This is a genomic window from Corynebacterium meitnerae (genome assembly GCF_027570075.1).
Taxonomy (GTDB): domain Bacteria; phylum Actinomycetota; class Actinomycetes; order Mycobacteriales; family Mycobacteriaceae; genus Corynebacterium; species Corynebacterium meitnerae.
Map to the genome: position 1 here is coordinate 1 of NZ_JAKMUS010000004.1, position 15,717 is coordinate 15,717.

At 61.9% G+C, this 15,717-nt stretch carries 19 protein-coding genes; 10 read left to right on the plus strand and 9 right to left on the minus strand.

Translation table 11 applies throughout. The features are described from left to right. Nucleotides 1–150: 150 nt before the first annotated feature. Nucleotides 151–468 (minus strand): hypothetical protein, encoded by a 318-nt coding sequence (locus tag L8U60_RS03500; protein ID WP_269965010.1) that lies wholly within the window; start codon nucleotides 466–468, stop codon nucleotides 151–153. Between the two features lie 463 nt (nucleotides 469–931). After that, the gene (locus L8U60_RS03505) at nucleotides 932–1,366 is read right to left on the minus strand and encodes a DUF488 domain-containing protein (RefSeq protein WP_269965011.1); all 435 of its coding nucleotides are present in this window, start codon (nucleotides 1,364–1,366) and stop codon (nucleotides 932–934) included. A gap of 36 nt (nucleotides 1,367–1,402) precedes the next feature. Here L8U60_RS03505 and L8U60_RS03510 point away from each other — a divergent pair, with 36 nt between their 5' ends. Both L8U60_RS03510 and L8U60_RS03515 read left to right on the plus strand, forming a co-directional pair. After that, a complete protein-coding gene (locus tag L8U60_RS03510; protein ID WP_269965012.1) occupies nucleotides 1,403–2,134 on the plus strand; it encodes a biotin--[acetyl-CoA-carboxylase] ligase in 732 nt (243 codons plus the stop codon). Nucleotides 2,135–2,143: 9 nt separating this feature from the next. Then, a complete protein-coding gene (locus L8U60_RS03515; RefSeq protein WP_269965013.1) occupies nucleotides 2,144–2,581 on the plus strand; it encodes a YdbT family protein in 438 nt (145 codons plus the stop codon). Nucleotides 2,582–2,697: 116 nt separating this feature from the next. Here L8U60_RS03515 and L8U60_RS03520 read toward each other — a convergent pair whose 3' ends face one another. The 3 genes from L8U60_RS03520 to budA form a co-directional block, all read right to left on the minus strand. After that, nucleotides 2,698–3,051 (minus strand): cupin domain-containing protein, encoded by a 354-nt coding sequence (locus L8U60_RS03520; protein ID WP_269965014.1) that lies wholly within the window; start codon nucleotides 3,049–3,051, stop codon nucleotides 2,698–2,700. 28 nt (nucleotides 3,052–3,079) lie between these two features. Continuing rightward, nucleotides 3,080–3,895, minus strand: coding sequence for a class I SAM-dependent methyltransferase (locus L8U60_RS03525; RefSeq protein WP_269965015.1), 816 nt, complete (start codon nucleotides 3,893–3,895; stop codon nucleotides 3,080–3,082). Between the two features lie 76 nt (nucleotides 3,896–3,971). Then, nucleotides 3,972–4,697, minus strand: a complete 726-nt coding sequence (gene budA / locus L8U60_RS03530) for an acetolactate decarboxylase (protein WP_269965016.1) — start codon at nucleotides 4,695–4,697, stop codon at nucleotides 3,972–3,974. A gap of 291 nt (nucleotides 4,698–4,988) precedes the next feature. Here budA and L8U60_RS03535 point away from each other — a divergent pair, with 291 nt between their 5' ends. From L8U60_RS03535 to L8U60_RS03545, 3 genes are read left to right on the plus strand one after another with little or no spacing between them, the layout of a single operon-like run. Further along, a complete protein-coding gene (locus tag L8U60_RS03535) occupies nucleotides 4,989–6,206 on the plus strand; it encodes a 5-(carboxyamino)imidazole ribonucleotide synthase (RefSeq protein ID WP_269965017.1) in 1,218 nt (405 codons plus the stop codon). A gap of 19 nt (nucleotides 6,207–6,225) precedes the next feature. Then, a complete protein-coding gene (gene purE / locus L8U60_RS03540) occupies nucleotides 6,226–6,726 on the plus strand; it encodes a 5-(carboxyamino)imidazole ribonucleotide mutase (protein ID WP_269965018.1) in 501 nt (166 codons plus the stop codon). 15 nt (nucleotides 6,727–6,741) lie between these two features. Then, a complete protein-coding gene (locus L8U60_RS03545; protein ID WP_338026468.1) occupies nucleotides 6,742–7,194 on the plus strand; it encodes a YdcF family protein in 453 nt (150 codons plus the stop codon). A 3-nt stretch (nucleotides 7,195–7,197) separates the two neighbouring features. On the opposite strand, the gene L8U60_RS03550 is transcribed toward L8U60_RS03545, so the two are convergent. After that, a complete protein-coding gene (locus L8U60_RS03550) occupies nucleotides 7,198–7,878 on the minus strand; it encodes a TIGR03089 family protein (protein WP_269965020.1) in 681 nt (226 codons plus the stop codon). A 20-nt stretch (nucleotides 7,879–7,898) separates the two neighbouring features. After that, nucleotides 7,899–9,479 (minus strand): LCP family protein, encoded by a 1,581-nt coding sequence (locus L8U60_RS03555; protein WP_269965021.1) that lies wholly within the window; start codon nucleotides 9,477–9,479, stop codon nucleotides 7,899–7,901. A gap of 106 nt (nucleotides 9,480–9,585) precedes the next feature. On the opposite strand from L8U60_RS03555, the gene L8U60_RS03560 reads away from it, so the two are divergent. The 3 genes from L8U60_RS03560 to L8U60_RS03570 all read left to right on the plus strand — a co-directional run bounded on the left by L8U60_RS03560 (nucleotide 9,586) and on the right by L8U60_RS03570 (nucleotide 12,274). Beyond that, the gene (locus L8U60_RS03560) at nucleotides 9,586–10,485 is read left to right on the plus strand and encodes a glycosyltransferase family 2 protein (protein WP_269965022.1); all 900 of its coding nucleotides are present in this window, start codon (nucleotides 9,586–9,588) and stop codon (nucleotides 10,483–10,485) included. A gap of 105 nt (nucleotides 10,486–10,590) precedes the next feature. Beyond that, entirely contained in the window at nucleotides 10,591–11,679 is a 1,089-nt protein-coding gene (gene manB / locus L8U60_RS03565; RefSeq protein WP_269965023.1) for a mannose-1-phosphate guanylyltransferase, read from the plus strand. 304 nt (nucleotides 11,680–11,983) lie between these two features. Continuing rightward, the gene (locus L8U60_RS03570; protein WP_370687010.1) at nucleotides 11,984–12,274 is read left to right on the plus strand and encodes a WhiB family transcriptional regulator; all 291 of its coding nucleotides are present in this window, start codon (nucleotides 11,984–11,986) and stop codon (nucleotides 12,272–12,274) included. 149 nt (nucleotides 12,275–12,423) lie between these two features. Here L8U60_RS03570 and L8U60_RS03575 read toward each other — a convergent pair whose 3' ends face one another. Next, nucleotides 12,424–12,915, minus strand: coding sequence for a metallopeptidase family protein (locus L8U60_RS03575; protein ID WP_269965024.1), 492 nt, complete (start codon nucleotides 12,913–12,915; stop codon nucleotides 12,424–12,426). A 96-nt stretch (nucleotides 12,916–13,011) separates the two neighbouring features. Here L8U60_RS03575 and L8U60_RS03580 point away from each other — a divergent pair, with 96 nt between their 5' ends. Then, on the plus strand, nucleotides 13,012–13,482 hold the full coding sequence (locus tag L8U60_RS03580; protein ID WP_269965025.1) for a DUF3499 domain-containing protein: 471 nt from the start codon (nucleotides 13,012–13,014) through the stop codon (nucleotides 13,480–13,482). Nucleotides 13,483–13,506: 24 nt separating this feature from the next. Further along, nucleotides 13,507–14,913, plus strand: a complete 1,407-nt coding sequence (locus tag L8U60_RS03585) for a phosphomannomutase/phosphoglucomutase (protein WP_269965026.1) — start codon at nucleotides 13,507–13,509, stop codon at nucleotides 14,911–14,913. Here L8U60_RS03585 and L8U60_RS03590 read toward each other — a convergent pair. Beyond that, a complete protein-coding gene (locus tag L8U60_RS03590) occupies nucleotides 14,893–15,621 on the minus strand; it encodes a hypothetical protein (protein WP_269965027.1) in 729 nt (242 codons plus the stop codon). The genes L8U60_RS03585 and L8U60_RS03590 overlap by 21 nt on opposite strands. Nucleotides 15,622–15,717: the final 96 nt, after the last annotated feature.

Genomic DNA, 15,717 nt, shown 5'->3' on the forward strand with positions numbered 1-15,717 from the left:
CGTTGTTGTGAAAACCGCCGGCATGCCGTGGCAGGACCTGGCGGTGGCGCGGGCGTTGGTGCGGTAGGAGAGTTGTTGCCAGATTCGTTTCCGGCAAAACTAAGAAAAACAGTCCGCATTGCGGACTCCCTGGGCTTTTGGTGGTGGGGGTTAGTTGACGCGAATGGGGCGATCGTCGATACGCAAATATGCGCCGAGGTAGGGCTGGGCGAATTCGAGCTTGCCGTGACCGGCGGAAACGATGAGGTCACGGTTGATTAGTTTGGCGCGTGAATCGGAAATCTCGTTGAGTTTTCTGCCCAGTGAGGAGGCGATGTCGCTGATGGCAATTTCGTTGTTGGGTGATGTTGTTTCGAGGTCGGCCATGGCGTCGAGGAATTCGCGCTGGCGGGCGGGCACACTTCGGACCGAGGGCTGGTGAACGTTCGTGCCCAAGACTTGAATGGCTTCAGGTCGGACTTCCTTCACTGTGTCGAGTGTGATCGTTGTGCCTGATTTTTCCCACGACAGGAAACCGATGAGCTGAACCAGGTAGGGGTAGCCCTGGGTGAAACTGGCGGCATAGTCAGCAGCTTCCGCGCTGAATTCTTTGCCGGAGTCAGAGGCGGTTTCAGCCAGGTTGGAGCGTGCGTCGGCGATAGTGAGTGGGCCGAGCTCATAGTGCCGTGCGCGGCGGAGAAAGGTGGTGCCTGGCAGATCAAATCAGTGGGCTCACACCGAAGGTGGGGCGAAACGGATTGATACTTTGATAGTTTACCGCTTTTGATACTTTGATAGTTCTCGGTGCCGGGGATCTCGCGACCGTTGATATCGTCGTAATTCAAATTCGCACTGTTCCCAAATTGTGGGCAGAACAGTATGTTTCCAGTAAAACTAAGAAAAACAGTCCGCATTGCGGACTCCCTGGGCTTTTGGTGGTGGGGTTGCGGACTTACAGGTGAATGATCTCCACACCGGACCATTTTTCGGCTAGGTACTGCGCGGCGATGAGCCGGTGGCAGGTTGATGGGTCAGCTTCGGAGCACAGCAAAGCGGCGCGATCGAAGGTCGCTTTTGTGGGCATCTCGCGTTCGTCGAATTGTGCGCGGAGCTGTGCCGCGAATTCATCGAACGGGAGGCCTTCTTTCCGGTAGGCATGCATGAGGTCCTCACTCGGCGCGAGTTCCAGCACATGCTGGTAGTCGATGTCAGCGATGACGCTGAGGAACCAGGCGAGGTCGTCTTTCTTTGTAAAACCCGCGAGTTGGTTTGTGTTGTGGCGCCGGATGTCTACAACACGCTTTACGTTGTTGGCGCGCAGCAGGTCAAAGAATTCCTCCGCGCTCTTCTTCGAATAGCCGATGGTGAAAAGCTTCATGCCTGACATGTGGCCCAGTGTAAGTCCGCGTCTACGCTTGAAGGCATGACTGTTCAGGACGTGGCGCGGATTCAGGCGGCGGTGGCGGAGTACTGGTCGGAGGTCCGGCACGTGGAGGTGTCGGAGTCGACGAATACGGAGCTGCTCGCAACGGGTGCGCCAGGGACGGTGCTCATTGCGGACCAGCAGACCAGCGGCAAGGGGCGGCTGGGCCGCGTGTGGGAGGCGCCCGCGGGGGCGAGCCTGCTCATGAGCGTGGCCATTGATCTGCCGCACACGGATGACTTGGGCCTGGTGTCCTTGGCCGCGGGGTTGGCGGTCGTGGACGTGGTGCCGCAGGCGCGTCTGAAGTGGCCGAATGATGTGCTGCTGAACGGCAAGAAATTCGTGGGAATCTTGGGGGAGATCGATATGCGCGATCGCGCCCCCATGTTGGTCGTCGGGCTCGGCGTCAACATCGAATGGGAGGAGCATCGCTTACCGACGGATTGGTCCACCGCCCTCAACCTTCAAGGCATCACCGTCGACTGGGACGAATTCACCATCGAGCTGCTCCGCGCGCTCGGCCAAAGGTTGCGACAGTGGCGTGACAAGGATGCATTGCTTATCCGCGCCTACCGCTCCGTCTCCCTCACTATCGGCCAACGCGTCCGCCTGGAAACGCACAGTGGAGACGTCATCGGCGTGGTTGATGACGTGGATGAGCACGGTGAGATCGTCGTGAATGGGACGAGTTACTCGACTGGCGACGTGACTCATTTACGCCCCACCGATTAACCTGTGCCCGTGGCAAAGATCAGACTCGGTAGAGGAGAAGTCGTATTGGCGGACATGGCGCCGCCACTGCGCTCTTTGGCGTTCCCGTTTTTAGAGCTGATCATCCTCACCGCGTTGTCCTGGATGCTCATCGGTTGGATGGACAGCACTGGTGTAGGAGCTGATCTGCGCAACCTCGTCGTCCTGATCTGGGCTGTGCTTGCCCTGTGGCGTTTCCTTCAGCCCGTCATTCGCCTGCGCCGTCGCCGTTTCGTGGTCACCAACAAACGCGTCGTGGTCATGCAAGGCCGTTCCGTCGAATCGATCCCATTCGTCCAGATTCGCAGCGCCCACCGCCACCGCGGCGGCCTCAACATCGGTGTCTTCGGTTATGCCCAGCCGGTGTACTTCCCGGACGTGGGCCGCACCAAGCGCGTCGAGGACCTCATCCGCCGCCAACTCCCCTAGAGATTTGTATATTTTGAGCCATTTTTCCGTTCAAGGTGGTTCAAAACTTACCTACTTGATATGTTTTGCGCCCCACTTAAGTGCAAGTGATGAAGCGTTTGCTTGCTGCTGTGCTCCTAATTAGCTGGCGGACGGTTCATCATGTACAGCACCATTTTTGCTTTGGTGAGTGCCTTAACTGCGTGCGGTAGTCGTGTGGTGAAGTGGACCATGCCACCTGGGTGCAGCGTCACAGTTTTGCCGTCCCCGGTGATCTCTAGTTCACCTTCGAGAGCCTGCACAATAACGGGCATCGCCGCGGTGTGTTCGGATAGTTCTTCTCCCTCGTCGAAGGAGAACAGAACCACATTGACTCCCTCCGCGCGCATGACCATCTTGGAGACGGTCGATTGCGGGGAATACTCAATATTCTCCGCAAGATTCTCGACATATCCGAGCATGGCGGTTGGCAATGCTTTGGATTCGCTCATGTCTAGAACCCCTTTCTTCTTGGGCTTTCTATGGTTCGAGTGTTGGTTTGCGTGCGACGATAGCGATGCCGGTCAGATTCTCACTGTATTCCTTGAACAACGCACGCATCTCCAAGACACGGTGACGCAGATCCTTGTCGCGTGCAACATTGCGGAGAATCCGGATGACGCCGCTGAGGCCTTCGTCGGCGATGTTGCGGCGCATAGAAAGCAGTGCCATGGGTTCAAATCCGACCCACTCGATACTGAATCCAGCTTGTTCCAACAGTTCGCACCATTCGGTGCGTGTCAGCGGACGGGCATTAACCCGGATCGTTCGTGCGAGGCGCTGGCGCAGCTGGTCAGCGAGTTCCGTATCGATGGGGTCAGGTGTTAGTCCGAGTTCGTGGATCGCATAACGGCCTCCTGGTTCAAGCAAACGGAATGCTTCGGAGATGATTGCTCGCTTGCCTTTGTCGCCTTGCATGGTCAACATCGCTTCACCAACCACGACCTCCGCAGATTCAGACTCAAGGCCAGTGGATTGGGCTTGAGCGGTTACTACAGTGCCACGTGAACCGACCACGGCTTGTACGCGCGCAACAGCATCCGGATCTTCATCCACGCCTGTGTAGGAGGCGAGTCCTTTGTCAAGCATGATGGCGGCGGTGCGACCTAATCCAGGAGCGAATTCCAACACCTTCTTGCCAGACAGATCGGCTGCTTCCAGCATGCGATTCGTTAGCTTCAAACCACCGGGGCGCAGCACACGTTTACCTGCTCGAGCAAGCACCCAATGGCCTGCTGCCACACTTGTTGCTCTATCACTTTGGGGAAGGCGAGATTCGCCATTACTTGTTTTCATGAATCAATAGTATGATACTAACTTAGTATTGCCTACCCTTTCTTTCATGGTGTGTGTTTTCTTGTGTTCAGCGCGGTTAGCCCTTCACCTCAGTCGTATGGATCTGCTCATCAATGTCATCGGGGGAGAGGTTGCCCGCCGCGAAATCCGCGGTGAGTGGCAGGTGTAGTTCCATGTCGGTCCCGGGGCAGAGTTCAATTACAGCGTCCTCCACCGTGTAATCAAGGACGTGCCCGCCGGACGTGCGCTCCTCATTGATGAAGTGAACGTGGCACCCAGGAACACCAATGCCTTTCGCGTACTTCGGCGTGCGGAATCCACCGATGATCCCGCGCGCATTCTCAAACGTGATCTCTTTGTCATCGCCCACCGCCTCACGCATCGGCGGGTACGGCTTGGATTGCTTCGTCACCGTCCGGGTGGTCACATTCGTAAAGGTGCCCTTAATCCGCACGGCGTGGAAATAGTTGCCCGAAGGCTCCAGATCATCAATGAATCTAGACAGCTCACTGCGCTTCATGCCCTTCGGAGCCTTTGCGACGATCTTCGACACAAAATTCGTCACCTGCGCAAACGGACTCTTCTGCTCCAAATCCGCAATCGTCGCCGAACCATCACTCCGCAGCTGGTAGCACGTGCCATCCAGGATGATCATCTCCCCGTCCAGCCCATCAAAAGTGCCGAGCCCAAAATTGCCCTTGGACAGAATCTCCCCGATAGTCATCTCCCCGTCATAAATCCCATCCAGCAATGCGGACATGAGCGAGTTCTGAAAGATCGTGTGGCGGCCCAAAGAAGTCATGGTTTCGATGGTAGCCCCGCGCACAATATGTCCCCAGACGATGCGGACATATCTGTCCGCTCCTCGCACCTCACCGCCCATGAGCTGCCCCAATGCCCGCCCCACAAGAGGACACACTGTGCGTCCGCTTTTCGACGCCCCAAACCCCCAGCTCACAACACCCCACATCCCACGATCGGACACATTTGTCCGCATCCTCCCCAGCCACATACCCTGCAACCCCATTCCGCTAGACCCATTCGGGGAGGTCATCCGGCCACGTGCGGTGATTGCTCAGTAGAGTAGGCACTCGTGAGCAACGCGAAGTCGAATCCGAAGTCAGATGCCACCCGCGACGCGCAGGGCATGCCCATTCTCGCCGTGATCGGCGATGGTCAGCTTGCGCGCATGATGCACACCGAAGCCATCGAGCTGGGTCTTGCACCCCGCGTGCTGGCTGGCGCGCCGGACTCTTCCGCCGCCCAGGTCTTCGGCGACGTGGAGATCGGGGATTACAAGAACCTCGATGACGTCAAGCGCGTCTGCGCTGGCGCTGCCGCCGCCACCTTTGACCACGAGCACGTGCCCAACGAGTTCCTGGACCAGCTCATCGCCGAGGGCGTGAGCGTGCAGCCGCAGCCCCACGCCCTGATCTTCGCTCAGGACAAGCTGGAGCAGCGCCGCAAGATGAAGGAGATCGGCGCACCGGTGCCGGACTTCGCTCCCATCGACAGCGCTGATGATGCCGCTGAGTTCTTCGCTTCCGTCGATGGCGCGATGTGCCTGAAGGCAACCCGCGGTGGCTATGACGGCCATGGCGTGTGGTTCCCCAAGACCGAAGAGGACGCACGCTCCCTTGTCGCCGAACTGCTGGACAAGGGCACTCCGCTCTACGCCGAGCGCAAGATCAACTTCGACCGCGAACTGTCCGCCATGGTGGCGCGCACGCCGTCCGGTGAGATCAAGGCGTGGCCGGTCGTGGAATCCCGCCAGCGCGACGGCATCTGCGTTGAAGCGATCGCCCCGGCCCCGAACATGACGGCTGAGCAGGCCACTTACTGCCAGGAGCTGGCCACCAAGATTGCCTCTGAGCTGGATGTCACTGGTGTCCTCGCCGTTGAGCTCTTCGCCCACACCGATGCCTCCGGCGAGCCGGCTGTCACGGTCAATGAGCTGGCCATGCGCCCGCACAACACAGGCCACTGGACGCAGGACGGTTGTGTCACCAGCCAGTTCGAGCAGCACCTGCGTGCTGTCCTGGATTGGCCACTGGGCTCCGTGGACACCACGGCGAGCTACACCGTCATGGTGAACACCCTGGGCGCGGACGAGGAGCCAGCGCAGCCGATGGAGGAACGAGTCATGGAGGTCATGCGCCAGTTCCCGGAGGCGAAGGTCCACCTGTACGGCAAGGGCTACCGCCCGGGCCGCAAGATGGGTCACGTGAACGTGGCTGGTGTGGATCTGGAGACGGTCCTGTCGCGGGCGAAGGCTGCGGCTGAGATCATTGTGAACGGCACTGCAAACTGAGCGAGCTGGAGGGAAAGCTATGCAACCGCAGGTTGGAATCATTATGGGGTCGGATTCGGACTGGGACACTGTCGCACCCGCGGCGGAGGTCCTGGCTGAGTTCGGTGTCCGCTTTGAGGTAGGCGTTGTCTCCGCGCACCGCACGCCGGAGAAGATGCTGGCGTACGCCAAGAGCGCACATGAGCGTGGCCTTGAGGTGATCATTGCGTGTGCTGGCGGTGCAGCTCACCTGCCAGGCATGGTCGCGGCGGCGACGCCGCTGCCGGTGATTGGCATTCCGCGTGCGCTGGCTGATCTGGACGGCCTGGATTCCCTGCTGTCCATCGTGCAGATGCCGGGCGGTGTCCCGGTGGCCACGGTGTCCATTGGTGGTGCGAAGAACGCTGGTCTGCTCGCGGCTCGCATTCTGGGTACGGCTGATGAGGCGCTGCGTCAGAAGATGGTGGACTACCAGACGAACATGGCCGCTGAGGTGGAGCGCAAGGATGAAGCGCTGCGCCAGCGTCTGCTGGGTGAGTAAGTGCCACACCCGCTAGTGATTTTGGGGGCGCGGGTGAGGGACGGGGAGCCGTCGTTAATGCTTGAGGCGCGCCTGCAAGCGGGATTGGATCTGTACCGCGCTACGCGGCCACGCACTGTCGTGGTGACGGGCAAGGGGGAGTCCGCGGTGATGGCGCGGTGGCTCGTGGAGCGGGGCGTGGACCCGGCGGACATTGTTGAGGAGCCGTGGGCGACGTCCACGAATGAGAACCTGGAACGCTCCCGCGCGCTGCTGCCCGATGCGGAGCGCCTGACGGTGGTGACCAACGGTTTTCATGTGGGTCGCACCCGCATTTGGGCTTCGCACCTGGGTATCCCCATCGATGTGGTGGCGGCGCCGACGCCGCGGCGTTCACGGGTGAAGAATTATGCGCGCGAAGTTATCGCGCTGCCTCATTCGGCCACGCGGGTGGCGTGGCGGCGGTTGCTGCACTGGCTGGACCGGTAGAGCCTAGACCAGCTGGCGGGTGATCTTCTCAGCCTCCGTGATGTGGGCGAGGCGTTCGGCAGAGGCCATGCCGGTGACAACGACAACGGAGCCGTCGGCAGCCAGTGGGGCGAGGACGTAGCGGTCAAACTCCTCGCGGTTGCGCCAACCGGGGACAAGCAGGCGCTCAGCTGTGTTGGTGACCTCTGGGTTCACCCACTGCGCCAGGTCCGGGGAGTCGCCGTAGTACTGGTCGCCATAGAAGCGCACGGTGGGGCCGAAGTCGACGGCACCGATGGGCAGCGTGCCACCGGATTCCACCACGCCACGGCCGAAGGGATCATTGGAGACAACGGCAACATCGGCAACCCCCGCATCGACCCATTGCTGCGCACGGTCGGTGGTGGTGAACACCAGGCGGGGCTCCGCAGTGGGGGTCATGTTCTGCGCTGTATCCACCACGGCGGTGAGCCCAGCGGTGGTGATGCCCAGGGGGAGGACGGCGGCCTGCCAGGAGACGGGAAGGTCGAGGGTGATGGGGGAGTCGGGGGCATCGAATTCGTCGATAAGCATGTTGGCAATCTTGTTGGCCCAATTGTCCAACGTGATTGCGGAGAACTCCATGCGCGTCCCGGCGGCCTCGTCATACACGGTGAGGCGCGGGGAGGCGGGGTCGCTGGTAACGAGTGGGGTGAGCACGCTCATGCGCACCCATCGTAGAGGTTTTAGTTCACGCAGCGCGGGCCCGAGCCGCCAGCATTGAATTCGGGGCCAACCTGAGGTGAGCCGAAATCCTCACCCGGCGTGCCCACGGTGTTGGAGGAGGACGAGGGCTCTGGCAGCTCAGCCACGTCGGAGGACGGGCCGGCGTAATCATCGGCGGTGACAACGATGAGGGAGTTGCTGTCTAGGGACTCATTCACCGTGATGGGCAGGCCGCCGAGCATGTTGGCCAGCGCGATGGCTGCCGGGTCATCGGCGCGGGCGGCGACGATCTGGGATTCGTAGTACACGCCGGCCACCGCGTTGCTGACATTATCGACGGTCGCGCCCTGCTCCTTCAGATGCGCAGCAACACCCGCGGCCAAGCCTGCTGTGCCGCCGGCATTGAGGACATCAATGGTGGTGCCATCCAGCTCAGCGGGGGTCTCGGCGGGCTGGGCGTCCTCGCCGTCCTTACCGTCTTGGTCGGACTGCTCTTGCTCCCGCGCGAGATTATCCATGAACGCGTGGACCTGCGGGACGTCAACGGTGACGATGGACTCGCCATAATCACCCACGCCGTTGATGGAGGTCACCGGGATGGTTTGGAAGGTCACGTTGCCCGCCGCCAGATCAGACATCTGGGTAGCCATGGACATGATGTTCCAGCCCTTATCGACGGTCAGCGAACGCTCCACCGCCACCGACAGCTCACGCAACTTGTTCGGGTTGGACAGCGTACCGGCGGAGATAATCTCATTGACCAGGGATGCCATGAACACCTGCTGGCGCACGATGCGGTCCAGGTCGCCGCGCGGCAGATCATGGCGCTGGCGGACAAACGCCAAGGCCTGCGCGCCGTCGAGGGTGGAATTGCCAGCCGGGAAATTGGCGCCCGACAGCGGCTCATTCACGGCGTTGTTCAGGCAGACCTCCACGCCGCCGACGGCGTCCGTGAGTAGGACGAAGCCGAGCAAGCCGACTTCCGCATAGTGGTCGACTTGGACGCCGGTGAGGTCCGCGACCGCGTCGATAAGCCCCTGCTGGCCTGCTTGAGCGACCTTCTCCTCGAGCTCACGGCCTTCGATGCCCTCGCTCACGAGCTGCTCACGCTTCTGCGTGGCGTATTCCCCGTACACGCCGTTGATCTTGGTGTTGCCGAAGCGGCTGTCGCGCACGTACGTGTCACGCGGGATGGACACGGCGGTGGCGCGGGAGCCGTCATTGGGAACGCGGACGACAATGATCGTGTCCGTATTCAACTCACCATCGGCCTCACCAGCATTGAGGCGGGCGAGCTCGGCCTGGCTGAGCGGATTGCCCTGCGCGTCCGTACGCGAATCCGACCCGACGAGCAGGATGTCCACGGCACCGTCCGCGCCCTTGAGATCGTCTTTGTCCGTGCCACCCAGATTCAGGTCCGAGTTAGCCAGGTTGGAGCCCAGCGTGCCCACCGAGTAGTAGCCCATGCCCGTGACCGCGAGGATAAGTACAGCCAGAGCAGCCAACGCGCTCTTCAGCATCGGGTGACCAATCTGGGACAAGTCTTTGACGCGTGACGGTGCCGGCTGGATGTCGCGCACAGGCCTGTACTTATCGCTCACAGAACGCCGCCCTCAATCTCGTGGTGCTGGTGGGGAATAAATCAGGTTAGGAGTATACGGCAAGCACACCCCATTTCCGTGCACCGATGTTCTACACTTCCGCACTGTGAATACTCCGAATGGGACGAAGCAGCCGGCACCGTTGGCCGTAGTCACGGTGACCTACAACCCGGGGCGGCACTTGCCGGCGCTGGTGGAGTCCTTGGGCACGGCAACGCAGCGGCCCACCCTGCTCGTGTGCGCGGACAATGGCTCCACCGATGGCGTGGCCCAGCAGCTCGCGGAGCAGCACGAGGACGTGGTCTACCTGCCCACCGGCGGCAACATCGGCTACGGCCCAGCGATCAATGAAGCGGCGCGAGCATTGGCTGCGCGTCGTGCAGCAGGCGAGATTGATGCTGACTACTTCCTCGTGGTCAACCCCGACGTGGAATTCACTGCCGGCTCCATCGACCACCTCATCACGTGCGCAGAGGCCAGCTCCCGTGCCGGGGCAGTGGGCCCGCGCATCGAAGAAGCCGACGGCTCCGCGTACCCCTCCGCCCGCGAAGTGCCCAACCTAGTCACCGGCATCGGCCACGCCGTGCTGTACCCCTTCTGGCCGGGAAACCCGTTCTCCACGGCGTATAAGGCAGGGGAGGACCTGAGCCGACGCCGTGAAGCAGGCTGGCTCTCTGGCTCCTGCCTGCTCGTGCGCTGGGAGGCTTTTGACGCCATCGGCGGCTTCGACGAGCGCTACTTCATGTACTTCGAAGACATTGACTTCGGCGACCGGCTCACCCGCGCCGGGTGGGAAAACATCTTCACCCCGGACGCCGTCATCGCGCACGACCAGGGACATTCGGCCAAGAAGTACTCCGCCGTCACTGTGCCCGCGCACCACAATTCCGCCTACCGCTTCCAGGCGGACCGCCATCCGTACTGGTGGCAAGCACCCGTCCGCGCCGTGCTGTGGGCAGGACTCAAAGGGCGGGCGTTGTTGATGCGCCTGCTTGGCCGCGGATAGTCCGACAGGCCCCGTCAATGGCCGGATTGTGCTCCGCGGCGGGATAGGTTTAACCGAGAAACCGTAAACACCAAAGACACTCTGTGTTGAAGGAGACCCCGCCGCATGGCACACAGCATTGATCCGTCAAAGGTTGACGCCGTTGTTCTAGTTGGCGGCCAAGGCACCCGCCTGCGCCCCCTGACGGTGAACACCCCAAAGCCGATGCTGCCCACGGCGGGCTACCCGTTCCTGGCGCACCTGCTGGCCCGCATCAAGGCAGCGGGAATCCAGCACGTGGTCATGGGTACCTCCTACAAGGCAGAGGTGTTTGAGGAGTACTTCGGCGACGGCTCCGAGTTCGGCCTGGAAATCGACTACGTCGTGGAGGAAGAGGCCCTGGGCACCGGTGGCGGTATCCGCAACGTGGAGCCGTTCCTGCGCCATGACACGGCCATGATCTTCAACGGTGACGTGCTGTCCGGCGCGGACCTCAACGCCGTGTTGGCAACGCACGCTGAGCACGAAGCCGATGTCACCCTCCACCTCGTCCGCGTGCCGGATCCGAGCCAGTTCGGCTCCGTGCCCACCGATGCGCAGGGTCGCGTGCAGGCCTTCCTGGAAAAGACGGAAGCGCCGCCGACGGATCAGATCAACGCCGGCTGCTACGTCTTCCAGCGCGACATCATCCGCCAAATCCCAGCCGGCCGCCCGGTCTCCGTGGAGCGCGAAACCTTCCCGGGCCTGCTCAAGTCCGGCGCCCGCGTGTGGGGTCACGTGGACATGTCTTACTGGCGCGACATGGGGCGCCCGAGTGACTTCGTGCAGGGCTCCTCGGACCTCGTCCGCGGCATCGCGCCCTCGCCGTTGCTGGAAGGTCGCGCAGGGGAGTCGCTTGTCGACGAATCCGCCGGCATCGCCAGCGGCGCCATCCTCGTCGGCGGCACCTCCGTCGGCCGTGGCACCACCATCGGTGCGGGCAGCCGCCTGGATGACTGTGTTGTTTTCGATGGCGTGACTATTGAGCCGGGTGCCGTGATCAGGGATTCCATCATCGCCTCAGGCGCGACGATTGGTGCGAATGCTCGCATTCAGGACTGCGTTATCGGTGATGGTGTGAGCATCGGCGCACGTTGTGAGCTACAGGGTGGCATGCGTATCTGGCCGGGCGTGAACATCCCGGATCTAGGGATACGTTTCTCCCCGGATGCGTAGCGACACGCCGAGGACCTGCCGATTAGTTGCCACGGTGAGGGGCGCCTACTACATGTAGTACCCCCGCTGCCTACCCCCTTCACAAAAGGCATGTGACTGGTGTGACTCATGTGGTGCTCGACGAGGAGATCAACCTTTATTCCCGTGGGAAAAACTTCTTTTTGCAACAACTGTGTTGACGCTATTTAGGGCCAGAGGGTCTAATGACATTGGTGTAAGTAACCACTCCACCAACCACCGGCAGTGCCAATAAGGCGCCAAGGGTAAGGAAAACCGACACTAGAAAGGGGATGGCGTGGAAGACATGGTTGACAACGCCATTCTCCGCGGCGCAGCCGCGGGCGGAATGACCCTCGACGAACTTTTTGGCACCGTCGAGCAGGAATGGCAGGACCAAGCGCTGTGCGCGCAGACGGACCCGGAAGCTTTCTTCCCTGAGAAGGGTGGCTCCACCCGCGAGGCAAAGCGCATCTGCCAAGCATGCGCTGTCCGCGATGAGTGCCTTGAGTACGCGCTTGAGCACGACGAACGCTTTGGCATCTGGGGTGGCCTCTCCGATCGTGAGCGCCGCCGCCTACGCCGCCAGATTGGCTAGAGCGAAACCTGAATTCAGACCCGGCTTCGGCCGGGTTTTTTCTTTGGGCTCCCACGGCGCATTCGAGAAATCTCACCACCCACGCACTTTCCGTCCCCCATTTGCCCAGGTCGCGCTTTCGGTGACGTCAGATTTTTCGGACGGGGGATTTACCAGTGGAAATTCGGGTCAATATCCCGCGGATCCAAATTCAGGTATTGCGCTACGAGTGCGGTGAGGATGATGGTCAGCAGCTCATGGCGCTCCGATGGCGTCTTGGTGCGCTGCTCCACGGGCATGCGGAAGATGACAATGCGGGCGCGGGTGGGTCGGCCGGCACGGTCCACACCGGCTTGGAGCACGCGGCCGAGGGGGACGGGGCCGTCGGCGAAGATCTCATCGGGAAGCACCGTCATGTCGGCGCGCAGGCGCATGCGGGGGATGGTGTCCACGGCCAGGTCAACGCCAGCGAGCTGCTCAAAGTAGGTGTTCTGCAGTGGCGCGTAGGCCTCCAGCACCGCCTGGTCAAAGGACATGGAGCGGGTGCGGTAGCGCGGCACTGCCACGGGCAGTAGCGGGCCCCGGACGCCACGGCCGTGGCGGTCACGCCGCGGCGGCAGGTGCGTTGGTCCGGTGCCGGGTGCGGGGGCTGGCTGGGTCATATGGCCTAATCTAGGCCCGCCTGCGCGGGGTGGAGTCCACGGCGCGCCGCGTGGCGCGGGAAGAAATTTGGCAAAGCGGGCCTAGACTGGTGGACCGTGAGTACCTTCCGTCGTTGTTGTCGTCCGGGGTGTGGCCGGCCCGCTACCGCCACGCTGGTTTACGCGTACTCCGATAAGACAGCGATTATTGGGCCGCTGTCCCCGACGACGGACCCGCACGCGTGGGATCTGTGCAACCGCCACTCGGATCACATCACGGCCCCGGTGGGGTGGGAGATGGTGCGCATTGACACGATTGAGCTCTCCGATGAGGAGGAGATCACGGCGCTGGCGCAGGCAGTGCGTGAGGCAGGTCGTGTGACCACTGGCTTGGTGGACACCACTCAGGATCCGATTGAGTTTGATGCGGAGAGGGATACGACGAATCCGCAGACCTCCAACCACCCCGTCTACCGCACGAAGCGGGTGGGGCAGCATCTGGCCGAGCACAAGGCGGCGCGTCGTGCGCACTTGAGCGTTGTGCCGGATCCGGAAAATCAGCAAGCCGATCCCTCGCAGGAGAACTAGTTTCGGCCTGTAGGATCAGTGGGCATGAATCAGCCAACTGAGAATCCTTCGCCCCGTACCCGTGACCGTGCTGTCGTGGAGTCGGCGGTGAAAGCCTATGACGTCCGCGGCATCGTGGAGCCCTACCCGAATGCCGTGCTGGATGAGGCCTTTGTCTTCGATGCCGGCGCAGCATTCGCCTCCATCCTGCGCGAGGAAGGGGAGACCACCATCGCGGTCGGCTACGACATGCGCCCGTCCTCCCCGGCTCTGTCCGCAGCGTTCGGCGAGGGTGTGATGAGCCAGGGCCTCAACGTTTTGGACCTGGGGCTGACGTCCACCGATGAGCTCTACTTCGCCGCCGGCACGATCGGGTGCGCGGGTGCGATGTTCACTGCGTCGCACAACCCGGCTCAGTACAACGGCATCAAGCTGTGTCGCACGGGGGCTACTCCGGTCTCGCAGGATTCAGGTCTCGCAGAAATTACGCGGATGCTTATCGACGGCGTGCCTGCCCACACCGGCCCCCACGGCCACACCGAGAAGCGCGACGTGTTGGCGGACTACGCCACCTTCCTGCGCAACCTGGTGCCGGTGAACACGGACCGCAACCTGGTCATCGCCGTGGATGCCGCCAACGGCATGGCCGGCCACACTGTCCCGGCGGTGCTGGATGACATGGATGTGCGCCCGCTCTACTTCGAGCTGGACGGCAGCTTCCCCAATCACGAGGCGAATCCGCTGGATCCGAGGAATTTGGTGGACTTGCAGGAGTTCGCGGTGAAGCAAAAGGCCGATATTGGCCTGGCTTTTGATGGGGACGCGGACCGGTGCTTTGTTGTCGATGAGAAGGGTGACCCGGTCTCCCCGTCGGCGATTACCGCGCTGGTGGCGGAGCGCACCCTGGATCAGGCGCCGGGTGCCACGATCATTTACAACGCGATTACCTCGCGCGCTGTGCCGGAACTCGTGGAAGCCAAGGGTGGTGTGCCGGTGCGTACGCGCGTGGGACACTCCTACATCAAGGCACAGATGGCCGACAAGGGCGCGCTGTTTGGTGGCGAGCACTCTGCGCACTACTACTTCGCCGAGTTCTTCAACGCCGACTCCGGCATGGTCGCCGCGCTGCATGTGCTGGCCGCGCTGGCGGAGCAGGGCAAGCCGCTGAGCGAACTCATGGCGCAGTACAACCGCTATGCCGCTTCCGGTGAGATCAACTCCGAGGTCGCTGACCAGCAGGCAGCGATGGATGCCGTGGTGGAAGCCTTCGCCGACCGTACGGAGGACGTGGATCGCTTGGACGGCGTCACCGTGTCACTGGCCAACACCAAGGCCTGGTTCAACGTGCGCGCGTCCAACACGGAGCCGCTGCTGCGCCTCAATGTGGAGGCGGAAACTCAAGGCGAAGTGGACGCGATTGTCAGCGAAGTTCTAGGAATTATCCGAGGCTAGGCTCGGGGCCTGGGACTCCCGGGTGGATGCGGAGAACGGGTCCTCGGGGCGAGGCTTCGTCTCCTCAGCCGCCGGCTTGCCTGCGTCTGCGTCTTTATGGTCATCCTTGTCCGACGGGGAATCAGCACCAGGCAGCGGGATTTCCATCGAGTCCTCGCCGGACTGCTCCTCGGCCGGAATCGGCTTATCAGTCGGCTCGGTCGGTTTAGTGGGGTCAGTGGGCTTGGTGGTATCCGGCGTCGGCTCAGACGGCGTCGTTGCTATGACAGAGGGGGACGAGCTGCGGCGGGAAGTCTCTGAAGAGGAGTCCTCCTCAAACCGCGGTTGCGCCTGTACCTGCGGTGCAACGTTGGAGGGGCGGTACATATCCGCTTCCTGCTCACGCGTTGCTTGGCCAGCAGTGCCACTCAGTTTCGCGTTGCGGGGTGCCAGTGGATCGCGGCGCGAACCAGTATTCCACTGCGGGGATGCATCCTTTGTGGTGGCGACGTTCTGAGTGGTCACGCTGGTGGTCTTCTCAGTTGATTCCGGTGTCGTCTTGTCCTTCGACGCATCCGCCGGGGCGACAGGCTGGCCCGCGTAATCCGACTTATCGGAAGCCATGCTCACGCCGGTATCCGGCAACTTCCACACGACGAGACCAAGGACAACCGCCAAGCCCAGGCCGATGGCCATGAAGGCGGCGAATCTGCGGCCGGTGAGTTCCATACCGGGGTCTCCTCAGGTCTCGTCATAACAGTGCTGGTAACAACAGCGGTAACAACTTGGTAACAAGTTACCAAGGAAAAGAGCGGTTGCGCTACC

Bases quoted from the DNA above. Each gene is read 5' to 3' on its own strand.
- L8U60_RS03590 (WP_269965027.1), bottom strand. From the start codon at position 15,621: ATGGAACTCACCGGCCGCAGATTCGCCGCCTTCATGGCCATCGGCCTG.
- manB (WP_269965023.1), top strand. From the start codon at position 10,591: ATGGCACACAGCATTGATCCGTCAAAGGTTGACGCCGTTGTTCTAGTT.
- purE (WP_269965018.1), top strand. From the start codon at position 6,226: ATGCAACCGCAGGTTGGAATCATTATGGGGTCGGATTCGGACTGGGAC.
- L8U60_RS03575 (WP_269965024.1), bottom strand. From the start codon at position 12,915: ATGACCCAGCCAGCCCCCGCACCCGGCACCGGACCAACGCACCTGCCG.
- L8U60_RS03570 (WP_370687010.1), top strand. From the start codon at position 11,984: ATGGTTGACAACGCCATTCTCCGCGGCGCAGCCGCGGGCGGAATGACC.
- L8U60_RS03510 (WP_269965012.1), top strand. From the start codon at position 1,403: ATGACTGTTCAGGACGTGGCGCGGATTCAGGCGGCGGTGGCGGAGTAC.
- L8U60_RS03505 (WP_269965011.1), bottom strand. From the start codon at position 1,366: ATGTCAGGCATGAAGCTTTTCACCATCGGCTATTCGAAGAAGAGCGCG.
- L8U60_RS03525 (WP_269965015.1), bottom strand. From the start codon at position 3,895: ATGAAAACAAGTAATGGCGAATCTCGCCTTCCCCAAAGTGATAGAGCA.
- L8U60_RS03550 (WP_269965020.1), bottom strand. From the start codon at position 7,878: ATGAGCGTGCTCACCCCACTCGTTACCAGCGACCCCGCCTCCCCGCGC.
- budA (WP_269965016.1), bottom strand. From the start codon at position 4,697: ATGACTTCTTTGGGCCGCCACACGATCTTTCAGAACTCGCTCATGTCC.
- L8U60_RS03520 (WP_269965014.1), bottom strand. From the start codon at position 3,051: ATGAGCGAATCCAAAGCATTGCCAACCGCCATGCTCGGATATGTCGAG.
- L8U60_RS03585 (WP_269965026.1), top strand. From the start codon at position 13,507: ATGAATCAGCCAACTGAGAATCCTTCGCCCCGTACCCGTGACCGTGCT.